This is a genomic window from Lignipirellula cremea, assembly GCF_056501455.1.
Window position 1 is genome coordinate 634,119 of record NZ_CM151415.1, and the last position, 23,450, is coordinate 657,568.

The following is a 23,450-nucleotide window of genomic DNA, read 5'->3' on the forward strand; positions in this document are numbered from 1 at the left end:
CGTCGTTCATTCTTCGGCGAGCGGGGGATGTTAATCCCCCGAGTCCGTCGATCGAGCGCAGCGTCGATCGAGCGCTGATCCAGTCGATGCCGGCGTACGGCTCGCGACGGCGCATGGCCGGCGCCCGTTCCCGTAGTGGTTCGTCTACCGTTCGGTGTCAGGCTTCGGCTCTTGTGTGCCATGCCCACATCGCGAAGCAGGGTGGGCATGTACGGTTCGGCCGGCCCTTTACATGCCCACGCTTCCTGCGGAGACGTGGGCATGGCACACGTACCCTTACATCGAGCGCTTGACGAATCGGCAGTTCAGGCCGTGCCTGACGACGCGGAGGAAGCGTTCGCCGGCGAAGAATGCGGGTCGAGGGCGGCGTCGGAACAGGGACGGGCCCTCACGAAGTAGCCGTCAGGCGGTGCCTGACCTGCGGGAGGGACGTCGGGAACCTTTTCACTTCCCGCCGCTCCTTCTAGAATCAGCCCTTTTCCGCGACTGCGCCGCCCGGCGGGATGACTGTGCCTAACTTCTGAAAGGCCAGACGGTTCCGGCGCTTCGACACCCGCGATCGCACGCCCGTCAGGAGTTTTCTTTGCTACGCACCCACACTTGCGGCGAGCTGCGACCCGAGCATGTCGGCCAGGAAGTGACGCTCTGCGGCTGGCTCGATCACAAGCGCGATCACGGCGGCGGGGTGTTTCTGGACCTCCGGGATCGGTACGGCACGACGCAGGTCCTCGTCGGCGCCGAACTGGGCGCCGAGATCGTCGAACGCGCGAGCAAGCTCGAACGCGAATCGGTCGCGAAGATCACCGGCAAGGTCGAACCCCGCCCCGCCGGTCAGGACAACCCGAAGCTCGCCACGGGCGGCATCGAGGTCAAGGCGACCGCCTTCGAGATTCTGAACCCCTGCCCCACCCCGCCGTTCTTCCCGGGCGGGCAGGAACTGCCGGGCGAAGAGCTCAGGCTGAAGTACCGCTTTCTGGACCTGCGTCGCAAGAAGATGCAGGACACGCTCGCCCTTCGCAGCGGCATGATCCAGAACATGCGGGCGTTCTTCCACGAGCGCGACTTCCTGGAAGTCGAAACCCCCATGCTGGGGCGCAGCACGCCGGAAGGGGCGCGGGACTTCCTCGTTCCCAGCCGCGTCCATCCGGGCCACTTTTACGCCCTGCCGCAGTCGCCGCAGCTTTATAAGCAGATCCTCATGGTGGCGGGGTACGACCGCTACGTGCAGATCGCGCGGTGCTTTCGCGACGAGGACCAGCGGGCCGACCGCCAGCTCGAGTTCACGCAGCTCGACCTGGAAATGTCGTTCGTCGATTCGGACGACGTCATGGGGATGATCGACCAACTGATGGTCGGCCTGGCCAAGGAGTTCCTGGGTATCGAGCTGAAAACGCCGCTGCCCCGGATGACGTACGACGAGGCGATGCGGCTGTACGGCCACGACGCGCCGGACCTGCGGTTCGACTGCCGGATCTTCGACTGCACGGACCTGGCGAAGGAGTCCGACTTCCGCGTCTTCAAGCAGGTCGCGGAGGAAGGGAACTTCGTACGCGGGTTCAAGGCGCCCGGCGCCGCGGCGATTTATACCCGCCGCGTGCTGGACGGATTGACCGAGTACGTGCAGCACGACTTCGGCGCCAAGGGAATGGCCTGGTTCCGGATCGAACCGGACGGCACGGTCTTCTCCCCGATCGCGAAGAACTTCAGCGAGGATCTGCTGAAGAAGTTCGTCGAGCGTTTCGACGCCAAGCCGGGCGACCTGATCCTGTTCAGCGCCGACACGTGGGAGGTCACCTGCAAGGCGCTGAACGGTCTCCGCCGGAAGGCAGGCGCCGACCTGAAGCTGTACGATCCTGCGGCGATGCACTTCTCGTGGATCGTCGAGTTCCCGATGTTCGACTGGGACGCGGAAGAAAAGCGCTGGGTCGCGATGCACCATCCCTTCACTGCGCCGCTGAAGGAGCATCGCGAACTGCTGAAGACCGACCCGAAGGCCTGCCGCGCGCAGGCGTACGACCTGGTCATCAACGGCTTCGAGGCGGGCGGCGGCACGATCCGGATCCACGACGGCGCGGAGCAGTCGCAGGTATTCGAACTGCTCGGCATCGACGAGACGGCCGCGCGCGAAAAGTTCGGCTTCCTGCTCGACGCGCTGAAGTACGGCGCTCCGCCGCACGGCGGGATCGCGCTCGGCATCGACCGGACGGTGATGCTTTTCGCGGGGCTGGACAACATCCGCGACTGCATCGCCTTCCCCAAGACGCAGAAGGCGATGGACGTCATGACCGAGGCCCCCGGCACGGTCGACGCGAGGCAACTTCGCGAGTTGTCGATCCGGACGACGACGAAGGAGTGAGCGGTCTTATTGGCGAGCGGGGGATGTAAATCCCCCGAGTCCGGTTCGCGATCTTCGGTCGCGAACGCGGTTCTGGTCGACGGGAAACCTTGATCGCCATCGCTCGCTCTTCGCTACGCTCGATCGACAGACTCGGGGGATTCACATCCCCCGCTCGCCGTTCGGGAATCTTTCGGCGTTGTACGGACAGGGGCGCTGGGCCTAAGATTCCCCATATGGTCCGCAGCGCTCTAGTTCTCCTGACGGCGATCGCCGTGCTCTGGCACGCGACGGCGGGCTGCTGCGCGCATCACGACCATGCCGCGTCGACGGCGTCGCCCAACGGATCCGCTTCGTGCGGGTGTCCTGCCCATGCTTGCGGCGAGGAACCGGCGGCGCATTCGGACGCTTCCGAGCGTTCGAAGCATGCCGAGGCGTCGGACGGCCGGACGCATCTGGGCAGCCCGCACGATTCCTCCCGCGACGGCTGCGGCGAGCATTGTTCGTTCCCGCAGACGGACGAGAGCGGCGCGTCGCTGCTCAAGCATTCGCTGGCGGCATGCGATCTGACGCTGCCCGTCGCGACGCTGGTCGCGTCCTGGAGCGTCTCGCAGCCGGAACCGAGGCGAGCGTTCGACGCCCCCCCGCCCTCGCACGTCGGCCACGCTTTGCGCCGACATCTGGCTCTCGGCGTGCTGCTGGTTTAGCGGCTCCGCCCGCCCGTTTGCGCCTGCTGCGCAAGGGCTCCCGGCTTGCATCCCTGTAGGGTGGGTCATCGACCCACCTGATGCAGCGCTTGGACTCGAAGAAGGTGGGTCAATGACCCACCCTACGAAGAACGCCGCCGCCGAAAAGCCTTTCCCATGAATATGCGCCTTCCTCGTTTGCGTACCTTCGCCCTTGTCGGGACCGTCGTCGTCGTGCTGAGCGCCGCCGGCGCTCTGGCGGCTACGTATCGCCTTTGGTTGCCCTGGGCGACGACCAGGCTGGCGGAGCTGCGCGGCGCCGCGACCGCTCCTGCCGACGATCATTCCGGCCATGATCACGAGGGCGAAGACCATGCGGGCCACGATCACGGCGACGAGGGGAACTCGATCAAGCTCTCCGACGCGGCACTGAGGAACGTCGGGTTCGAGCCGTTCGCGCTCGAACTCCGGCCCTACGAGAAATCGACCTCGATCCCGGCGCTCGTCGTCGAACGGCCGGGTCGCTCGCAACTGCTGGTGACCGCCCCGCTGACGGGCGTGGTCACGGAGATCCACGTCATTCAGGGCGTCGCCGTCGCGGAGGGCGATCCCCTCTTCGAGCTGCGCCTGACGCATGAGGATCTGGTTCAATCGCAAAGCGAGCTTCTGAAGACGTCCGAGGCGATCGCCGTCGTCGAGCGCGAACTGGCGCGGCTGAAGACGCTGGACCAGGGGGTCGTCGCGGGGAAGCGACTGCTGGAACTGGAGTACGAACTGCAGAAGCTGCGGGCGACGCTGCAGTCCGACCGGCAGACGCTCCTCCTGCACGGCCTGAACGAAAACGACGTCGCCGGCATCCTGCAGACGCGGCAACTGGTCCAGTTCGTCACGATCCGGGCGCCGGCGCATGACCACGCGGGCGAGAACTGCAAGGAAGACCATCTCTTCACCGTCGCCCAGGTGCCGGTGAAGAAGGGGGAACTGGTCGAGATCGGAGGGCTCCTGGCGATGCTTGCCGACCACTGCGAACTCTACGTGGAGGGGATGGCTTTCGAGGACGACGCCGACGAGCTTCGACAGGCGATGGTCGAAGGGCGCAAACTCTCCGCCACGCTGAGCTCCGTCGGCGGAGGTTCGGGCACGGGCGGCCCGGGTTCAGGGAGTCAGGGCGAAGTAACCGACCTGTCGATCCTCTACCTCGCCGACACGGTCGATCCCGACTCCCGCGCGTTCCGCTTCTACGTCAGTCTGCCCAACGAAATCGCGGCCGATCGACGCGACGCCAGCGGCCTGCGGTTTCTCGACTGGCGTTTCAAGCCGGGCCAGCGGATGACGCTCCGGGCGCCGCTGGAGACGTTCGAGAAGCGCTTCGTGCTGCCCGCGAACGCGGTCGTCGACGACGGGGCGGAGACGTTCGTCTATCGCCAGAACGGAAGCGCGTTCGAGCGCGTGCCGGTGCATGTCGCGATGCGGGACGATCGGTTCGCCGTACTCGGACCGGGCGGCTTGCTCTTCCCCGGCGACGTCATCGCCGGAACGGGCGCCTACCAGATCCATCTCGCCCTCAAGAACCAGGCCGGCGGCGGCGTCGATCCGCACGCGGGGCATAACCATTGAGTCTTGTAGGGCTGGCGCCCTCGCCTGCCACGATGCTGGTACGAGGGTTCATGGCAGGCGATGGCGCCTGCCATGCAAGAAGACACCGTTCTGAGCGGGGGGTGTAAACCCCCCGAGGTTTGAGCGCTGCGAAGAGATCCGGACTCGGGGGATTTTCATCCCCCGCTCAGGAAGAAACCGAACGTACGAGCTACCTGAACCGAGCCTGACATGCTGAACGCCGTCATTCGATTCTCGCTGCGGAACCGCCTGCTCGTCTTCGCGCTGGCGGCGTTCCTGACGGCGTACGGCATGTGGCAGGCGATGTCGCTGCCGATCGACGTCTTCCCCGATCTCGATCGACCGCGGGTCGTGGTGATGACCGAGGCCCATGGCCTGGCGCCGGAAGAGGTCGAGACGCTCGTCACGATTCCGATCGAAACGGCAGTCAACGGCGCGACCGGCGTCGAGGCCGTGCGCAGCCAGTCGGGCGTCGGCCTGTCGGTCGTCAACATCGAGTTCGACTGGGGGACCGACATCAACGTCGACCGCCAGATCGTGACCGAGCGTTTAAGTACGATCTCGGGCAGCTTGCCGGAAGACGCCAAGCCGCAGCTCATGCCGATCAGCTCGATCATGGGCCAGATCCTGATCGCCGGCATGTACGCCGAGAGCGGCGACGTCACGCCGATGGAACTCCGGACGATCGCCGACTGGAACGTCCGCCAGCGCCTGCTGAAGATCCCCGGCGTGTCGCAGGTGATCGTCATGGGAGGCGATCGCAAGCAGTTTCAGGTGCTGGTCGATCCGGAGTCGCTTCTCCGCATGGGCGTCACCCTGCACGAGGTCGAGCAGGCGCTGGAGGAGAGCAACCAGAACGCCTCGGGCGGCTATCTCGACCGGCAGGGGCCCAGCGAGTACCTCGTCCGTTCGCTCGGTCGCGTCACGACGAAGGAGGAGATCGAACGGATCGCCGTGAAACGCGTCGGCCGGCAGTCGGTCGCCCTGTCGCAGGTCGCCCGGGTCGTCGAAGCGGGGCAGACCAAGCGGGGCGACAGTTCCGCGTTCGCCCGCGATCAGGCCGGCGTCATGCAGGGCGGGCCCGGAGTCGTCATCACCGTGAGCAAGCAACCGGGCGCCGATACCCGCGCCGTCACGGACAAGGTGATCGCGGCGCTGGAGAAGGTCGACGAGGAACTTCCGGGCATCCGCATCCTGCCCGACCTCTACCTGCAGAAGGACTTCATCGACCGGGCGGTCGACAACGTGATGGAAGCGCTTCGCGACGGCAGCCTGCTGGTCGTCGTGATCCTGTTTCTGTTCCTGATGAACTTCCGCACGACGTTCATCACGCTCACCGCGATCCCGCTCTCGATCTTCGCCACGGCGCTCGTCTTCGCCGCATTCGACCTGTCGATCAACACGATGACGCTGGGGGGCCTGGCGGTCGCGATCGGCGAACTGGTCGACGACGCGATCGTCGACGTGGAGAACATCTATCGTCGCCTGCGGGAAAACCGACACGCCGCGGCGCCGCTGCATCCCCTGCTGGTCGTCTATCGGGCGAGCTGCGAGATCCGCAACTCCATCGTCTACGGCACGATCATCGTCGTACTGGCGTTCGTCCCCCTGTTCGCCATGTCGGGCATGGAGGGGCAGCTCTTTCGACCGCTGGGCGTGGCGTACGCCGTGTCGCTGATCGCGTCGCTGGGCGTCTCGCTGACGGTGACGCCCGCGCTCAGCTACGTCCTGCTCGGTCATCTGGCCTACAAGGGAACGCATACCGACAGCCTGCTCGTGCGCTTTCTGAAGAAGATCGCGGGCGGCGTGATGCGGGCGAGCCTGACGGTTCCCTGGCTGGTGCTCGCGCTGGCGGGCGTCGCCACGCTCGTCGCAGGAATCGGCGTATCGCAGCTCGATCGGGATTTTCTGCCGCCCTTCAACGAGGGGGCGATGCAGATCAACGTCGTGCTGCCGCCGGGAGCGTCGCTGCGCACCAGTCGCGAGGTGGCCGAGAAAGTCGACGCGACCCTCAGCGAGCTGGACGACGTCGTGGCCTTCGTCCGGAAGACGGGTCGCGCCGAACTCGACGAGCACGCGATGGACGTCAACATCACCGAGTACATCGCCACGATCGATCCGGAGTCTCCCCGCAGTCGCGAGGAGGTGATCGAGGAGATCGAGGACGCGCTGGCCGACGTCCCGGGCGTGGTCATCGCGGTCGAACAGCCCCTCGCCCACCTGATCAGCCACATGCTCTCGGGCGTCAAGGCGCAGGTGGCGGTCAAGCTTTACGGCGAGGATCTGCAGGTTCTGCGTCGCGAAGCCGCGAAGATTCAGGCCGCGATGAACGGCATCGAAGGGATCCGCGGCCTGCAGATGGAGCCGCAGGTCGAAATCCCGCAGCTCCGCATCGAAGCCGACGGTCAGAAGCTGTTCGAGTACGGGCTCACGCGGATGGACGTCAACGAGCTGGTCGAGACCGCCATGCAGGGACGCGTCATCTCCGAAGTGGTCGACGGCCAGCGGCGGTTCGATCTGCTCGTCAGGCTCGACGAGCCCTACCGCGAAGACCTGCAGGCGCTGCGGCGGCTGCGCATCGAAACGCCCGACGGCGGAGCGGTGAAGCTGGAGGACGTCGCGCGGATCTACGAATCGTCGGGGCCGAACGCCGTGAACCGCGAGCAGGTCAGTCGGCGGGTCGTCGTGCAGTGCAACGTCAGCGGCCGGGGACTGGTTGACGTCGTCGACGACATCAAGGAACGCGTCGGCCCGATCGAGGCGGAGTTGCCCGAAGGTTACTTCATCGAGTACGGCGGCCAGTTCGAGAGCCAGCAGTCGGCGTCTCGGACGATCGCGATCCTGTTCTGCGTCTCGCTGGTCGGCATCTTCCTGGTGCTGTTCACGATGTTCCGTTCGATCAACCTCGCGCTGCAGGTGATGGTCGCCCTGCCCACGGCGTTCATCGGCGCGGTTGCCGCGCTCTACGTGACGGATCAGACGCTGACCATCGCGGCGATCGTCGGGTTCATCTCCCTCTGCGGCATCGCCTCGCGCAATGGCATTCTGCTGATCGATCACTATCTCCACCTCGTGAAGCACGAAGGAGAAACGTGGTCGAAGGAGATGATCATCCGCGCGGGCAAAGAACGGATGTCGCCCGTCCTGATGACGGCGCTCGCGTCGGGGATCGGCCTGGCGCCGCTCGCGCTCGCCGCGGGCGAGCCGGGGAAAGAGATTCTCTATCCGGTGGCGACGGTCATCATCGGCGGATTGATTTCAAGCACGGCGCTGGAGTTCCTCGTGCGGCCCGCGTTCTTCTGGACCCTCGGCATCGGCGCCGCGAGAGGGACGGTCGAGCACGAGGAATCGAAGGTCGAGTTGACGGACGTAAGCGACGGGTGACCTCCTTCCCGTAGGGTGGGTCATTGACCCACCTCGGCCCCAAGCATTAAGTCGAAGAGGTGGGTCAATGACCCACCCTACGAAAGTCGGACTCGAAGAACTCCGCCGCGTCGAATGACGTACGGAACTTTTTCACTTCAAGAAGGATCGAAAGCATGTTCGTTCGGATGCAACGGAAACAGACGGCTCTCCTGGCGGGAGCCCTCCTGGCGGGCTTTTTCGCGTCAGGGCTGATCGCGCCCGCCTTCGCCAGCGGCGCGGAGATCGTCAAGTTCCGACTGACCGCCTGGAAGGCCCAGCACTTCCCTGACCCGGCACAGGCGAAGACCTTCGCCGATACGGTCGCCCGTCTCGGTGCCGAGGCCAAGACCGGAGCCCACGGCGATCACGTCGACGTCACCTATCGCTGCGTCGAATGGCGCTCGCTTCAGGCGCCGTCGCACGAATCGGCCCACTCGTGGGAGACCTGGCTGAAGGCAGCCGGTTTCGAGACGCAGCATCAGCACTGACGGACTTCGGATCGACGCGTCGTTCGATCGATCTGGCGAGCGGAGGGCGTGAGCCCTCCGTGTCTTCGGCACGACGAACGAATCGGAATCACGGAGGGCTGACGCCCTCCGCTCGCCTTACGCACTTTCTCTCAGCTCAGGATCCTCACGAATGTCGCATGCATTTCGATTCGGCGCCGGCCTCGCGCTATCCGCAGTTCTTCTGTTCCCGTTCGGCTGCACGAAGACGGACGAAGCGATCGTCGTCGACGGCGCTCCGCCCGCCCTGCCCGGCGGCGATGAGGGGCATAGCCACGACGCCCACGGTCCGCACGGCGGCGAGATCGTCGAGATCGGCTCGGACGTCCATCATGCCGAGATCTTGCATGACGAGACGGCGAAGTCGGTGACGATTCATATTCTGGACGCGTCAGCGAAGGCGGCCGTGCCGATCGAAGCGGCCGACGTGACGATCAACGTCACGCACGAAGGGGAACCGATGCAGTTCAAGGTCGCCGCGTCGCCCGAGGCCGACGATCCGGCGCCGCTGACCTCGCGATTCGCCTCGACCGACGCGGCTCTCTCCGACGAACTCCATCACGCCCACGACGATGCGACCCTCGTGGTCTCCATCTCCGGCAAGCAGTACCGCGGCAAGCTCGTGCACGATCATGATCATGAAGGGCATGATCACGATCATGAAGGTCATGACCACGATTGACCCCGTCCGAACAGGCGAGCGGGGGACGTGAGTCCCCCGAGGCCGCGTCTGGCGAGGACGCAACGCCGGCGACGAAAACGATCGAACCGCTCTGGACCAGAGGGTACGATGCCCGGGGCGAATCGTCGCCTGCGGCTTCATCGTCCACGAGCCGACTCCGCTCATGCTCCGTTTTCTTCTTCGCCGGATACCTCGGTTCGGCTTCCTGACGCTGTTCGCCGCGATGCTGCTGTTCGTCAGCGTCGCCGGCTGGGCGAAGTGGAACCTGGATCTCTGGCAGGAAGAGGAGGCGCTGCTGGCGGATCTCGCCGAAAAAGGGTTGGCGGTCACGTATCGACGGGGACTCGCCGATCCCGTCGAAACGGACGCGTTTCCGGGACCTTGGACGATTCCTCCGGCCTGGTACGCACCGATCGTCGAGCGCTTCTCGCGGATCGAGGAGATGAAGTTCCGGCACGGCGAGCCGCAGGAACTGCTCGAACGCGCGGCCCGGCTGCCGTACATGCGATCTATCTCGGGCAACGGACGCCCTGACAAATCGCTTTCGACAGAATCGATCGCCGCCCTCGCGGGATTGGAAGTGACGCCCCTGCCGACGCCTGAGCGGACGGTCGATCTCCCGCCGCTGCCGCGGGGCGAAAGCGTCGAAGGGGAAGCGAAGGCGTTCGCGATCGAAAGCATGATCGCGGCGCTCGACGCCGACCGACCGCCGCCGCCGCCGAAGCTCGGCACGATGTACAACGTTTACTCGAAGGGCCACCGGATATTCGCGGCATGCGACGCCGGGAAGAGCCTCTTCCTGTGGGACGGCCACGTCGAAATCAGGACGCCGGACTCAGATGAAACGTTCGTCTGCGAAGGGGCGAAGTTTCGACAGGTCGGTCGAAAGGAGGCTTCGGCGTTCGGTAAACCCTTCGCAGCATCCTCGCCCCTGCCCGGCTTCGAACCGCGTACGGCGCTGAAGGAAAATCTCGACGTGTTGCGCTTCGATGCGCAGTTCCGCGCGGCGCTCGGCGACGTCAACGCGATCCAGGTGGAACGGATCGACGAGACGTCCTATCGGTTCGATCTACCCGCCTTCGTCTTGAAGTTCACCTCGGCGCCTTGCGAAGACGCTTACGCGATTTCGCTGATCGCGAGGTCGGACCTCGACTGGGCCATCGAGTCGTGGGACGTGCAGGGGACGCGAACGGGCGACGTCTCGAAGTTTCCGTTCATCGGTCCGATCGCCAGCCTCTCCTGCCGGAGCGTTCTCAGGCGGGAACGCGACTGGATCGTCCCCGAATCGTGGACGGTAGATCTCGTGATGGGGAGCTTGCGAAGTCCCGCCTATCCCGACCAGATCGATCCGATGCGAGACTCCGTCGTCGCGAAGTACGACTTCACGTCCGACGTCGACATGTCGCACGTGACGCCGGAAGTCTTCGACGCGAAGATGCTTCCCCCGCGAGAGCTCCCCAGGCTGCCGTGGCATCGCGTGACGTTCGGGCTATCGCTCGCGCTGTTCGCGTGGGTTGTGGTGCGGAAGCTCGTCGAGCGAAAGCGGCCAGAAGAAGTCTTGCATGTATAGATCCCTTAAGACGAGGTCCGCCCATGCTCCGCTTTCTTCTTCGCCGGATACCTCGGTTCGGCTTCCTGACGCTGTTCGCCGCGATGCTGCTGTTCGTCAGCGTTGCCGGCTGGACGAAGTGGAACCTGGATCTCTGGCGGGAAGAGGAGGCGCTGCTGGCGGATCTCGCCAAGGCGGGCGTGGACTATTCCTATACACGCAGCTCGGGCGTCGTCGTCGAAACGAAGCAAGCCTGGAAGCAGCCCTGGAGCGTCTGGCATTGGACGCCGCCGATGCTGTGGCGGATCGACAGCCTCTTTCTGCGGGGTCCTGTTCCGCGGGAACTGATGGAGCGCGCGGCGACGCTGCCGTACGTCAGGACGGCGAACCTGGGCGGCCCGCTGATCGTCGCGCCGACGATGCCTGCGGAAGCGATCGCCAGGAAACTCGGACTCGAACCGGAAGCGCTCGACGCTCAGGACCTGAAGACGAGCGTTGCGAAACTGCCGCGCGGCGAGCCGATCGAAGCATCGGCCATGTCGGCGCCTCTCGGGCGAACCATCGAGGCATGGAACCATCCGGCGAAGGCTCCGACGAGCGGAACGGCGGACACGCTGCTCGTGCTGCCCTTCCCGATGCGCATCGTTCAGGCCCGCGGCGATGACATTCGCTTCGTCGCGAACGACGGCTCTTTCTCGACCTGGACGCCTTGGTCGAACGAGGCCTTCATCGAAACGCCGGCAGGATTCGAGCAGATCAATCGTCTCGACGACGCGGAGCAGACGAAGGATCTGTTCGTTCGCGCGAGCCCGCAGATGATCGCGTTCGATCCGAAGGTCGCTCTCCAGGAGAACCTCGGGACGTACGGGATCGATAAACAGTTCGAGGCCCTTCTTCGCGATCCGGATCAGGCACGGGTCGAGCGGATCGACGAGGCGACGTATCGCATCGACTTGCCGGCGATCGTCGTCGACTATCCCGCAGTCGATTGCGAAGACGCGTACACGGTCACGTTGATCATACGGTCGGATCTCGACGGGGCGCTGGAAGCGTGGGACGTGCAGGGCATTCGCGACGAAGGGCCGGCCGCGCCTGCCGGATTGCCGCCGATCGCCAGCGTCTCCTATCGCGGCACGTTGCGACGCGAAGGCGATTGGGTCGTCGTCGAAGAGTGGGTGAACGACCGGTTGCAGCAAACGCCCGCCGCGGCGCCGGGTCAGCCCGCGACGCTGACTCCGTTCCGCACCGCCGGGATGGGGAAGTATGACTTCGCGTCGAACCTCGACCTCTCGCACGTTATGCCGGAAGTCTTCGACGCGAAGATGCTTCCGCCGCGGCGGGAGCTTCCCTGGCTACGGTGGCATCGCGTGACGTTCGGGCTGTCGCTCGCGCTGTTCGGATGGGTTGCGGTGCGGAAGCTCGTCGAGCGAAAGCGGCCAGAAGAAGTCTTGCATGCATAGATCCATAGAAGGTCCGCTCATGCTCCGTTTTCTTCTTCGCCGGATTCCGCGATTCGGCTTTCTGACGCTCTTCGCCGCGATGCTGCTGTTCGTCAGCGTCGCAGGCTGGGCGAAGTGGAATCTCGATCTCTGGCAGGAAGAGGAAGCGCTGCTGGCGGATCTGGCGGAGGCGGGAGTCGGGGTCATGTATCGTCGTGACTCCGGCGAGGTTCGCGATATGAGGGCGACGCCGCCGCAGTCGTGGCAACCGGCCTGGCTTCCGCTGACGTCGCTTCGCTCTCGCATCATTCGCATCGACTTCTTCGATCCGATCCCGCGCGATTTACTGGACAGGGCTGCGAGCCTCCCGTTCGTCACGCTGATCGACGCACGGGATAACCCGCCAGGAACTGCCTCGCCGGAGTCGATCGCCGCGAAGGCAGGCTTCCGCCTGGAGCCGCTGACGGCGCTCCCGATTTCCGCGAACGTCAATCCCTTGCCGCAAGCGAAACCGATCGAGGATTCCGAGGCCCGGCGGGCGATCGAACGGTTCGTGGAAGCGTGGGACTCGCGGGAATCGCGTGAGCCGCCCTCGAACACGACGGCACATATCGTCGGCGCGTCGTTCGCCGAAACTCGCGGCTTCTTCGCGCGAGACGGATCGACGGCGTTCAAAGCGCTGGAAGGAAGCTTCGAACTGGACAGGCCGGAGTCCAGCGACGCGTTCGTCTCTACGCCGGACGGCTTCGAACAGGTCTTTCGCTGGAACGATCCGGGACGAGTGCGGGAGAGCTTCGCTCCCGACGCGTCGCCGGGCCTTTACGACCCGCAGGAGAGTCTGCGAGCCGGTCTGAAGAGTCGTCTGGTCGACGCGAAGTTCGATGCGGCGCTCCGATCGAGCGCAGGCGTTCGCGTCGGACAGATCGACGAACGGACCTATCGCTTCGACTTGCCGCCGCTTTCGGTCGAAGGCTTCGACGGCGACGTCTACGCGATTTCGCTCGTCGCACGGGCCGATCTCGACTGGACGCTGGAAGCGTGGGACGTGCGGGGTAGCCGTAGGGAGGGCGCCGTGCCTCCTCCGAACGTTCCGCAGATCGACAACGACGTCTATCGCGGCGAACTGCGTCGGGAGGGCGCCTGGGTCGTCGCCGAGAAGTGGACGCTCGGTCGCTTGTACGGATCCGCGGGACCGACGGTTCCCGATGCGATCGCCGCCCTCATTCCGGTCAATTACGTCGGAGTCGCCCGCTACGACTTCACGACTGACCTCGACCTGTCGCACGTGACGCCGGAATTGTTCGACGCGAAGATGCTTCCGCCGCGGCGGAAACTTCCCTGGCTGCGGTGGCATCGCGTGACGTTCGGGCTGTCGCTGGTCCTGTTCGCGTGGGTCGCGGTGCGGAGGCTCTTCGGGCGGAAGCGAGGCGACGAGAGCGGGCTGCTCGCCGATCGCGCGGCCGCGTAGGATCGCAGGCGCCTTCGGCGTCGTTCGAGTCCAGCGGTTCGCTCCGGACTTCCCCAGCTCAGCGTTCGGATACCGCGCTGCGTCGACGCGAAGCGACGTCGAACGTCATGCCCAGCGCTGCGAGAGCGACGACGATGAGCGCGGGCGCCGCAGCGAACATGCGAATGATCAGGATCGCGTTCCGCCGCGGGATCTCCTCGATCGACGTCACGAACCATAGTTCGATCGCCAGGAACGCCAGCCACGCGAAAGCGAGCGCCGCGATCGCGTAGACGGCCCAGCGCACTCCGAACGCAGCGGAGAGCCCCAGACTAACGAGCGTCGCGCCCGCGAGGGCGAGGATGATCCACTCGACAGCGTCCGCGGACACCAGCCCCGCGAACAGCGTCGGGCCGCCGATCAGGACCGCGAGGAGACCGACGAGAATCCCGCAGAACCGAGAACCGGCGCCTTGCCGCGGGAGGTTCGCATCGGACGGGCGTCCTTCCGAGGGAGAAGGCCCGGCTCCCGTCTGCGGCGATGCGTACGGATTCGTCATGCCGTCAGCGACGATGGAAGCGATGCGGGTCGATACTCCGCACGACGACGATGACGAGATCGAACGATCTCGTTTACACGGCCTCGGGGGACTGTCGTCCCCCGCTCGGCAGAAGCGAGATTTCGCTCAGCCCTGACGCACGGTCTCGACCGTTTCGGGCTCGTGCGAGTCGCGGCGGCGGAGGCGTTCGAGGGAGTCGGCGGTCGCTTCGACCGTGGTCCGGATCTGGGCCTCGGTGTGCATGCTGCTGATGAAGAAGCGGACGCGGGCTTCTTCGTCGGCGACTGCCGGGTACAGGATCGGCATGGCATGCACGCCCTGCTCTCGCAGCGACTGCGACAGTTCGAGGGCCAGGATCGACGAACCGGTGATCACCGGCACGACGGCGGTGCCCTGGCTCGATCCGGTGTTGAGGCCGGCCTCGCGTGCCAGCCGCAGGAAGAGCATCGAATTGTCCTGCAACTTCTTCACCCGGTCCGGGTGCTTCTTGAGCTGCCGGAGCGACGCCAGCGCCGCGCCGACGTTGCCGGGCGAGATGCCGCAGGAGAAGACGAAGAAGGGGTTCGTGTACTTGAGGTACTCGATCAGTTCCTTAGAGCCCGCGACGTAACCGCCGCAGCTTCCCAGCGACTTGCTGAGGGTGCCCATCCAGAGGTCGACCTGGTTCGGGTCGAGACCCTGCGCCTCGCTGATGCCGCGGCCGGTGGCGCCCATCGTGCCGAGCGAGTGGGCCTCATCGACGTAGAGCCAGGCCTTGTGAGCCTTCTTCACCTCGATGAACTTGGCCAGGTCGGGGAAGTCCCCGTCCATGCTGTAGACGCCTTCGACGACGATCATCGCCCGGCGATATTCCGCCCTGAGATCGGACAGCAGTTCGTCGAGATGCTGCCAGTCGTTGTGGCGGAACGCGCGGCGGCGGGCCTTCGACGCCTCGGCGCCCGCGACGATGCTGTTGTGGGCCAGCGCGTCGTGCAGGATCAGGTCGTCCTTGTCCATCAGGTGGCTGATGGTGGACTGGTTCGTCGCATGACCGGCGGAGAACAACAGCGACGCGGGGACGCCCAGGAATTCCGCGATCTCGCGTTCCAGTTCGTCGTGGATCGTCTTCTGTCCGCTGACGAGCCGGCTGGCGGATACGCTCGTGCCGAAGCGATCGATGGCCGCCTTGGCGCCCGCCTGGACGACCGTGTCGGCGGACATGCCGATGTAGTCGTAATTCGAGAAGTTGATGACCCGCTGCCCCTCGATCAGGGCGGTCGCCGACGTCACCGACTCGTGCGAGTGAAAGAAGGGGTTGCGCGTGCCGGAGGCCTCCAGCATCCGCATCGACGCCTTCAGGCGCTCGTACTCCGGCAGCGAATCGAAGCGGTAGAAGCTCTCCGGGATTTCGCCGGTGTGGGAGCGCTTCGAGGCGCCGTTGTGCGCCTTCTGAAGCGGATGCACCTTCTGCGGCGCGGGGCCGAGATGACGCTCCACCGCGAGCGCGACCGAGCGGACGGTCTCGATCTCGGCCAGGACTTCGTCGGGAAAGCGCCCGCCGAACGCGTCTTCCAGCGTCGCGGCGATCTGCGTTCGCTCGAGCGAATCGAGTCCCAGTTCCAACAGGTTCGTTTCCAGCGTCAGGTCGCGAGCACGTTCCTGGCCGATGTCGCGGATCGCTTGAAGGACGATGGCTACGACGGTCGAGTCGGGCTGAGCCACTTCGCCGTCGGTGCCTGAAAGCGGAGGCGTTTCGCCCGGCTTCACGGTCGCTCGGGCGGCCATCGCGTCGCCGGCGGTCCAGCGGGCGATCTCGATCAGCTCGCCCTTGAGGTATTCCTGCTTGCACGCGTGGCGCTGAATCTTGCCCGATGACGTCTTCGGGATCGATTGCTTCCGCACGAGGACCACCCCGTCGGGCGGCACGTCATGCTCGGCGGAGACGGCCTGACGCACGCTCTGGATGATGGGGTCGTAATCGAGCAGCGGCGAGCGTTCGACCTCGCACACGACGATCAGCCGTTCGCGTCCCGCCTGGTCGACGGCGAAGGCCGCGGCGCCGTTGGACTGGATCTTGGGATGGGCCCGCTCGACGGTCTGTTCGATGTCCTGGGGATAGCGATTGACCCCCCGGATGATGATCAGATCCTTCAGGCGCCCGGTGACGAAGAGCTCCCCTTCGTAGAGGAAGCCGAGGTCGCCCGTGCGGAGGAAGGGCCCCGTCTTGCCGTCGGCGAGGTACGCGTGGAACGTCTCCTGCGTGACGTCAGGCTTGTGCCAGTAGCCGAGACCCTTCGACGGGATGTCGATCCAGATCTCGCCCACTTCGCCGACCGGCAGTTCCTGGCGGATCTGCGGATCGACGACGATCATCCGTTCTTCGGCGACCGGCTTGCCGCACCCGACTAGACGACGACCGTGCGAATCGTTCTCGTCGGCGAGCGCGACGCGCTTCGCGTCGAGTTCCGTACCGTCGAACGTGCGGACCACGGGAGGATCCTGCTTCTTGCCGCCCGTGACGAGCAGCGTCGTCTCGGCCATGCCGTAGCAGGGATAGTGCGAGCTATGCGCGAAGCCGTACGGCGCGAACTTCTTGGTGAACTTTTCGAGGGTCTCGACGCGGATCGGCTCGGCGCCGTTGAAGGCGAGCGTCCACTTCGACAGATCGAGCCCTTCGCAGTCGGCGAGGTCGACCTTCTCGTTGCAGAGTTCGTAGGCGAAGTTCGGTCCGCCGCTGATCGTGATGCCGTAGGTCGAGATCGCCTTCAGCCAGCGAACCGGCCGCGCCAGAAACGCCATCGGCGACATCAGGACGTTGGGGCGCCCGATGAACATCGGCTTGAGCACGCCGCCGACCAGGCCCATGTCGTGATAGAGCGGCAGCCAGGTCATGCCGCTGCCCCCCGGCAATCCCTGGAACAGCTCCGCGATGTACTGGCAGTTCTTGATCAGGTTGCGATGCGTCAGCATCACTCCCTTCGGCGTGCCGGTGGAGCCGGACGTGTATTGCAGCATCGCCAGATCGGTCGGATCGATGGCAGGCGCTTTCCACTGATCGGCGAGGGCCGGATCGAGCGCGTCGGTCGCCTGCCAGATCAGGTTACGAAGCTGCGGCGCTTCGTCGAAGGCGTCGGGCTGCTGATCGAATTTTTCGAGTTCGACGGCGACCGTCAGCGCGATCTTGGCCTCGGCATCCTGCGCGATCGCCTGGATGCGGGTGACGGTCCGGTTCTTCTTCGGAGGATAGGCCGGAACGGCGACCGTGCCGGCGTAGAGACATCCGAAGTAGCCGATGACGAAATCGAGCCCGGGCGGATAGAGCAGCAGCGCCCGCTCGCCTTGCAGGTTCTTCGACTGCAGGAACGCGGCGCACGCCCGGGCCGCGCGGTCGAGCTCCGCGTACGTCAGATCGACGCAGTCGTTCTCTCCGTCCCGCAGGTAGCGGAAGGCGAGATCGTTCGGCTTGTGTTCAGCCCAGTAGCGAAGCCTGTCGACCAGATGACTCTTCGGCGGGTGGTACGGCAGGAAGGCTTCGTCGAGGTTCACCTATGCGGTCTCCGTACGGCGGATCGAAACGCGGCTGCCGGGGCGTCGTGTTACCGACGGTCCCGACGCCGGGCTGTCAGCCGTCGCCAAGTCGTTCGAGGAAAGGCTCGCGCTCCGTCGACGCCCGGCGACGATTTCGCGCCCCGTCAGCGTTCCGTCAAGAACGCCGGGGCCGTCGAAGATCGCCGGCCAGATCGTCGCCGCAGTCGTGCAGGCGCTATGCGTCACCCGGCATAGCCGAGTTCGACGCTCCATTCGTGCATCGCCGACGAACGAACTGGGGTTCGTCGCCCGACCGATGCGCCGGTCACTGATTCACTACTTCTCCGCCGCTGCTTTCCGCCGAACGCTTCGCGATCGGCGGCGATTACGCGATATCCGGCAACGCCGATTCGACGCTCCGCTCGTAATCGTCGTCGAGCGAAACGCCCGGGAAGTTCCGTGGGTTCCGCTCGTACGTCCGACGTCGAAAGGGCTCGCAGCGCGCAAAGCGGGCCGAAACGCCGTCGTGCGACGAACAAGCAGGACGCCGATTCCAAACTTCGTCCGGCGCTCGGGGCCGGGCTGAACGTTTTCGCTTCCAATTGCACGGATTCAGCGGATTCACCATCTTAACCCGGTCGTGCCGACGGTGACAATTCGCTAAACCCGGCGGACCGCGGAAGATATTCCGGTAGTCTTCGCGCGCAAACGCCTCTCTGGGGGAATGTCCCGCGATGCCATAGCGGGTTTCCCTAAGAGCCGGGGAAGGCCTGCCTTTGGCGCGCTGCTTCGGTATTTCTGACGAGCGGAGGACGTCGGCTCGCCGTGCTTGCAGTGAATGCGTCGCCAAGAAAACACGGAGGGCTTACTCGCTCCGCTCGCCCCGGACAGGCTCTCGTGGAAGCCAAGCCCAGATAGAATAGGCGTTAAGCTTTCCGCGAATCGGCATGAACCCTGCTTCTCTCCCTTGGCTCCTGCCGAGAGGTGCGTTCCTGTCGACCAAGGCGCCGCTCTCCGGCGTGACTTTCTGATGCCCGATTCCTGAATTTCGATGCGATGGGACAACTGATCGCGGCGCTGCCGGATGGGCCGCTGGACATCGTCGGCGACGTGCATGGCGAGCTCGAACCGCTGCGAAATCTGGTTCGCCGGCTCGGCTATCGGGCAGACGGATCCCACCCCGAGGGGCGCCGGCTGATTTTCGTGGGCGATCTGGTCGATCGCGGCCCCGACAGTCCGGGCGTCGTGCGACTCGTCCGCGACTGGATCGAGGCGGGTAACGCCCAAGCCGTGGTCGGCAACCACGAATTCAACCTGCTGCGTCGCCTGGAACGGATGGGCAACGCCTGGTTCTATGGTCGCCAGGAATCGAACGACGGACGCGGCCCGGTCGATCCGCAGGTTCTGGCCGACGAAGCCTTTCGCGAGGAGTTCGACCGTTTCGCGTCGCAGCTCCCCCTGGCGCTGATCGGCGAGCGGCTGATCGTCGTGCATGCCTCGCCTCATGAAGCGTCGATCGCCCGCGCGGAGCAGACGTCGCTCGGGCTGCTGGCGTTCTACGACGAAGAGCACGACCGGGCGAAGCAGATCGCCGAGCGTTGGCCGGAGGGATCGGTCGACTGGGGCGTCGCGATGCAGAACGAAAACGCCGTCCGGGTCATCGTTTCGGGGCCTGAAGAACCTTCGGCCCGAGTCTACGTGAGCGCGGGCAAGCAGCGAAACAAGCAGCGCGTGCGGTGGTGGGATCGCGAACTGCCCGGCGTTCCCGTCGTCTTCGGCCACTACTGGCGGATCGCCGAACCGACCGACGCACCGGAACTGCACGTCTTCGAGGAGGACGACCCGTTCGCGTTCAACGTCCCGGGCCGCGCGATCTGCATCGACTACTCGGTCGGCAAGCGGTGGCTCGAGCGTCGCGTGGACAAGACCTGCGGCTTTCGCGCTCAACTCGCGGCGCTCCGCTGGCCCGAGTGGCGGCTCGTCACCGACGAAGGCCACGAGATCGACCTCCAGCCGGCGCTCACCCCCGATCGCGTCAGCGCGGACGCGTAGCTTCCTGTCCATCGAGCGTTGCCGGCATGGGCGACAGCGAGAATCCGTATGAGTCGCCGCGTGAGCCGGGGGAGGCTCCGCGCGAGGTTCCGCGGCAGAAGGCCGTTCTGTGGAAGACGCTTCTTCAACTCGCACTGGGCGTCGTGGTCGGCGTCGCGTTAGCGCAAGCAGCGTTGCGATTCATGCAGTGGATTTCTCCGTAGCCGGCCTTGGTGCGAGGAAGGCGCCGGACTGCAGATTCCTTCGCCTCTTGGAACGGCGTCGGGTAGTCTGAATCAGCCGGATGCACGCCCTTCTCTTCAGCCTCGAACGCGGATCGGGCGGAACCATGACGCCTTCTGAAGCGCTCGACGCGCCCTCGCCGCGGAGCGAACGTCCGCCTTCGCGCAGACTCCTTCCCCGCTTCGGACTTAGGTCCCTCTTCGTCTTCGCGCTGCTCTTCTGCCTGTTCTTCGCCTGGGTCGGCAGGAACTTCGTGCAGATCCGACGAGAAGACGCCGCGATCGAAACGCTGAAGCAGTCGGGCGCGACGATCTACGTTGGGAGCGCCGAGGGGTGGAGGAATCATCCGGCGACGCCCTATCGGTTCGAATCGGCGAACTGGGACAGCGTTCCTTCCTTCGCGGCGCGACTGTTCGGCGCATCCGGTCGGGCGCCGGTTAGGTGGGTCGATCTCACGGGCGACGACCCCGAGGACGAAGCGCAGCGCGAAGCTCTGGCGACGCTCGCCCGATTCCCGGAACTGGAGATCGTCGGACTTTCCGGCTCCGCATTCACGGACGATTCGCTGGACGCGCTGACGCCGCTGCCGAACCTGCAGGAGCTATCCCTTCAGTCGACGGCCGTTACCGGAGAGGGATTGGCCCGTATCGCTTCGCCGGAGCGGTTCCGCCGCGTGGTTCTGAAACCGGCGTCCCCTTCCAGGGACGTAATCGCCGGACTTTCGGCGCTGAAGGAGTTGCGCTACGTGCAGATCTTCGACGGGCCGGCGTCGCGGGCGGATATGGAGGTTCTCGCTTCGCTGCCCGAACTGGAGTCTCTCAATCTTTTGCTCGTGCGACCGTCTGACGCAGACTTCTACACTGGGCTGGCGAAGGCCGAGGGGCTCAAGGAACTCCGCGTCGCGCACAGTTCGCTCAGCGATGCGGACGTGAACTCGATCGTCAAGCTGACGCGCCTGGAGCGTCTGGTGATCGACGGCATCACGGACGACGGCCTCGAGCAACTCCATTCGCTGACGAATCTTCGGTGGGTCAACTTCAAGGAGCCCGTTACGCCCGCAGCCGCTCTCGCATTCTCGGCGGCGCACGAAGGCTGCGTCGTCACCGATTGGATTTCCGAGGGCATCCAGTACTACCTGTCGGGCGAAAAGATCGACCGCGAAACGGCGTTGAAGTACGACGCTACCGCAGCATCGGCCGATGACTGACCCGTCTGCCAGACCCGCGAGTCGAGATCTCTTGGACATCGTCGTCCGCGCGACTTTACACTTCAGGGTTCGGTCCTTCGGGCCGCTGCGAGTAGGCGTCACGCGATGCCTGACCTGCCGGTCGGTCTATCGTTCGGCGTCAGGCTTCGGCTTCTGTGTGCCATGCCCACATCGCCGAAGGCAGGGTGGGCATGTACAGGGCCGCCCGAACCTAACATGCCCACGCTGCTTCGCGACGTGGGCATGGCACACATGAGTGACGTCGAACGATAGACCGATCACGACGCCAGCGACGCACGAACCGTTAAGGCACGTTGCGTCGAAAGCTTCGCAGCGTCGCTTTCAATGCCTCGGCAGAGGCTTCCTGCTGTTCGTGCAGCGCCATGTTGAGCAGGTACACGAAGCGCTCCTCCTGCACCAGCGCGAAGAACATTCGCGAACGAGCAGGCGGCTCGTCGGACGGGCGACTTTTCGTAGGCGCCTGACGAGTCTGATGAAGTCGAATCGCGGCTGCCGCGGCTGCGATTTCGCAGGTGACGAATCGCAACGGCAGTCCGTCCGGCGTCGTCTCGCACAGGTCTTCGATCACTTCGCCCGGCAGGTTGCCGAGCAGCATCGCCGTCGAGTCGAAGTCGCGTACCGCCAGCATGCCGACCTGTTCGTGGAGGCGAAGAAGACACAACGACGAGTGAGGCGGCGAGGGGTCGATCGTCACGCCCGGCGCCGGCGTCAGGGCGATGCCGTATCCCTGATGCACGTAGCGTTCGCCCTGTTGGACGAACGCTTGCGAGTCTGAATTCCCTTCCTCCAGCGCGAGCTCTCGCAGGGCCCGACGGAGCGCCGACTCCTCGAAGCTTCCCGCGGGAGCGCGCATCCTTCCCAGTATCCAGTGGGGACGAAAGCGAAGGACCAGCACGATCGGCAGCGCGATCGCGCGGATCAGCAGGCCGATCGGAATCGCGAGCGCCCGCAACACGGCGATCGTCCAGATCATCCCTTCCGTGATCGCGGCCGGATCGCCGACGAACTCGCCGGGCACCGGCGACGCGACCTGTCGAGCCGGCACGTGGTGCAGACTCCAGCCCCGGTCGCCCGGGGCCGTTCGCGGCACGTAGACGATCGCGTGAATGCGGTGACCGGCGACCTCTCGAATCGCGTGGGGATAGGCGTGCACGCCGAGTTCCTGCCAGTCCTGATAGTCGAGCGCGAGCGCCGGCGCTTCGATCAGATCGGCGAAGGCGTCGGTCAGACTCTCGGCGAAGACGCGCTTCTTCACCTGCAGCGCGCGCAGTTCCGGTTCCTTCTCCTCGATGCCCAGCGTCTGGGTCAGCAGCCGCGCGTCGCCGTTTCGCCCCAGGCGAATCGCCTCGGCGTCGAAATCTTCGCCGCCGAAGTACCGCGGATTCGAGCAGAAGCTGGCGATCGTCTCCCCCTCGCGGAGCAGCTTGTACCCCCAGATATCGCTGTCGTGCAGCCAGCATTCGAGCAGGATCGGCCCGAGCCTTCGCAACTCGAAGATCAGCCGGTCGCCTTCGCTCCAGACTTCGCTGTAGCAGATCGCGACACCCCGTTCGTTTTCCGCCAGGACGAGCCCCCGCCCGCCCAGATGCTGGACCCAAATCTGCGACGGGCGGTCGTTCGGCTCGAAGCCTTTGGCCGACAGCCAGGCGCTGATCGCCGGTTCGACCTGATCGATGCGACCGTTCGGCAACCAGTGCGTTCGGAGATTCGCGCCCAAGCGGAGATTCCTTCGCGAACTTGCGCAGCAGGACGACGCAGCGCGGACGACGCTACATTCTGCGCTTCGCCCAATTGAATGAGGAGACCGACGGCGCGTAGCGATCGGGAGCAGAACGACGATTGCGGTAGAAACGCCCGATCGCGCGATCCCGTACTGCCGGCGCCACGCACGAGACTGAAAGCGACAATTTCTGAATCCCCCCAGGAGGCGAGTTTTACGCTCCCGCAGTGACGCTTCCGGTCGCGAAGAGTCCTTTCGCAACGGTCCCTGAAGCCCCCAAGCCCCCGTCGGTCGCTGACTTACGGGGGTTTTCTTTTGCCCAGCGAAAATACCCGTCGTTGAGAACGCAATTCAATTGCAATGCGTTGTCTGGCTCCCTTAGGAGGTTCTTTAGGAGAAATCCTGCACCGCTGCTTTACAGACCTGCGACAATCGATACCATAAGAGGACCCTCTCAGCCGGCGATCTCTTGTTCGCCGGCCACCGTCGAACCGAC

General features: G+C 65.2%; 14 protein-coding genes. 11 read left to right on the forward strand and 3 right to left on the reverse strand.

The genetic code is table 11. The annotated features are described in order from the left end of the window. Nucleotides 1-583: 583 nt before the first annotated feature. The 9 genes from aspS to SH602x_RS02620 all read left to right on the forward strand — a co-directional run bounded on the left by aspS (nucleotide 584) and on the right by SH602x_RS02620 (nucleotide 13,687). A complete protein-coding gene (gene aspS, locus SH602x_RS02580) occupies nucleotides 584-2,356 on the forward strand; it encodes an aspartate--tRNA ligase (protein ID WP_479475312.1) in 1,773 nt (590 codons plus the stop codon). 215 nt (nucleotides 2,357-2,571) lie between these two features. Then, entirely contained in the window at nucleotides 2,572-3,042 is a 471-nt protein-coding gene (locus SH602x_RS02585) for a hypothetical protein (RefSeq protein WP_479475313.1), read from the forward strand. A 156-nt stretch (nucleotides 3,043-3,198) separates the two neighbouring features. Further along, nucleotides 3,199-4,638 (forward strand): efflux RND transporter periplasmic adaptor subunit, encoded by a 1,440-nt coding sequence (locus tag SH602x_RS02590; protein ID WP_479475314.1) that lies wholly within the window; start codon nucleotides 3,199-3,201, stop codon nucleotides 4,636-4,638. A 210-nt stretch (nucleotides 4,639-4,848) separates the two neighbouring features. Next, nucleotides 4,849-8,022, forward strand: a complete 3,174-nt coding sequence (locus SH602x_RS02595) for an efflux RND transporter permease subunit (protein WP_479475315.1) — start codon at nucleotides 4,849-4,851, stop codon at nucleotides 8,020-8,022. Between the two features lie 155 nt (nucleotides 8,023-8,177). After that, nucleotides 8,178-8,531, forward strand: coding sequence for a hypothetical protein (locus SH602x_RS02600; RefSeq protein WP_479475316.1), 354 nt, complete (start codon nucleotides 8,178-8,180; stop codon nucleotides 8,529-8,531). Between the two features lie 151 nt (nucleotides 8,532-8,682). Further along, the gene (locus tag SH602x_RS02605) at nucleotides 8,683-9,231 is read left to right on the forward strand and encodes a hypothetical protein (RefSeq protein WP_479475317.1); all 549 of its coding nucleotides are present in this window, start codon (nucleotides 8,683-8,685) and stop codon (nucleotides 9,229-9,231) included. Between the two features lie 163 nt (nucleotides 9,232-9,394). Continuing rightward, a complete protein-coding gene (locus SH602x_RS02610) occupies nucleotides 9,395-10,801 on the forward strand; it encodes a hypothetical protein (RefSeq protein WP_479475318.1) in 1,407 nt (468 codons plus the stop codon). A 23-nt stretch (nucleotides 10,802-10,824) separates the two neighbouring features. Further along, nucleotides 10,825-12,240 (forward strand): hypothetical protein, encoded by a 1,416-nt coding sequence (locus SH602x_RS02615; RefSeq protein ID WP_479475319.1) that lies wholly within the window; start codon nucleotides 10,825-10,827, stop codon nucleotides 12,238-12,240. 19 nt (nucleotides 12,241-12,259) lie between these two features. Next, nucleotides 12,260-13,687, forward strand: coding sequence for a hypothetical protein (locus tag SH602x_RS02620; protein ID WP_479475320.1), 1,428 nt, complete (start codon nucleotides 12,260-12,262; stop codon nucleotides 13,685-13,687). Between the two features lie 58 nt (nucleotides 13,688-13,745). On the opposite strand, the gene SH602x_RS02625 is transcribed toward SH602x_RS02620, so the two are convergent. Together SH602x_RS02625 and SH602x_RS02630 are read right to left on the reverse strand one after the other, a co-directional pair. Then, nucleotides 13,746-14,225: a hypothetical protein gene (locus SH602x_RS02625; RefSeq protein WP_479475321.1), complete on the reverse strand. Its 480-nt coding sequence runs from the start codon at nucleotides 14,223-14,225 to the stop codon at nucleotides 13,746-13,748. A 126-nt stretch (nucleotides 14,226-14,351) separates the two neighbouring features. Continuing rightward, entirely contained in the window at nucleotides 14,352-17,750 is a 3,399-nt protein-coding gene (locus SH602x_RS02630) for an aminotransferase class I/II-fold pyridoxal phosphate-dependent enzyme (protein WP_479475322.1), read from the reverse strand. 1,038 nt (nucleotides 17,751-18,788) lie between these two features. On the opposite strand from SH602x_RS02630, the gene SH602x_RS02635 reads away from it, so the two are divergent. Then, nucleotides 18,789-19,784 (forward strand): metallophosphoesterase, encoded by a 996-nt coding sequence (locus SH602x_RS02635; protein ID WP_479475323.1) that lies wholly within the window; start codon nucleotides 18,789-18,791, stop codon nucleotides 19,782-19,784. A gap of 328 nt (nucleotides 19,785-20,112) precedes the next feature. Continuing rightward, entirely contained in the window at nucleotides 20,113-21,213 is a 1,101-nt protein-coding gene (locus SH602x_RS02640; RefSeq protein ID WP_479475324.1) for a hypothetical protein, read from the forward strand. Between the two features lie 304 nt (nucleotides 21,214-21,517). Here SH602x_RS02640 and SH602x_RS02645 read toward each other — a convergent pair whose 3' ends face one another. Further along, nucleotides 21,518-22,951: a hypothetical protein gene (locus SH602x_RS02645; RefSeq protein WP_479475325.1), complete on the reverse strand. Its 1,434-nt coding sequence runs from the start codon at nucleotides 22,949-22,951 to the stop codon at nucleotides 21,518-21,520. Between the last annotated feature and the right edge of the window lie 499 nt (nucleotides 22,952-23,450).

What these genes read in the sequence shown, in the direction of transcription:
- SH602x_RS02585 (WP_479475313.1), top strand. Translation starts at nt 2,572, where the DNA reads ATGGTCCGCAGCGCTCTAGTTCTCCTGACGGCGATCGCCGTGCTCTGG.
- SH602x_RS02590 (WP_479475314.1), top strand. Translation starts at nt 3,199, where the DNA reads ATGAATATGCGCCTTCCTCGTTTGCGTACCTTCGCCCTTGTCGGGACC.
- SH602x_RS02595 (WP_479475315.1), top strand. Translation starts at nt 4,849, where the DNA reads ATGCTGAACGCCGTCATTCGATTCTCGCTGCGGAACCGCCTGCTCGTC.
- SH602x_RS02600 (WP_479475316.1), top strand. Translation starts at nt 8,178, where the DNA reads ATGTTCGTTCGGATGCAACGGAAACAGACGGCTCTCCTGGCGGGAGCC.
- SH602x_RS02605 (WP_479475317.1), top strand. Translation starts at nt 8,683, where the DNA reads ATGTCGCATGCATTTCGATTCGGCGCCGGCCTCGCGCTATCCGCAGTT.
- SH602x_RS02610 (WP_479475318.1), top strand. Translation starts at nt 9,395, where the DNA reads ATGCTCCGTTTTCTTCTTCGCCGGATACCTCGGTTCGGCTTCCTGACG.
- SH602x_RS02615 (WP_479475319.1), top strand. Translation starts at nt 10,825, where the DNA reads ATGCTCCGCTTTCTTCTTCGCCGGATACCTCGGTTCGGCTTCCTGACG.
- SH602x_RS02620 (WP_479475320.1), top strand. Translation starts at nt 12,260, where the DNA reads ATGCTCCGTTTTCTTCTTCGCCGGATTCCGCGATTCGGCTTTCTGACG.
- SH602x_RS02625 (WP_479475321.1), bottom strand. Translation starts at nt 14,225, where the DNA reads ATGACGAATCCGTACGCATCGCCGCAGACGGGAGCCGGGCCTTCTCCC.
- SH602x_RS02635 (WP_479475323.1), top strand. Translation starts at nt 18,789, where the DNA reads ATGGGACAACTGATCGCGGCGCTGCCGGATGGGCCGCTGGACATCGTC.
- SH602x_RS02640 (WP_479475324.1), top strand. Translation starts at nt 20,113, where the DNA reads ATGACGCCTTCTGAAGCGCTCGACGCGCCCTCGCCGCGGAGCGAACGT.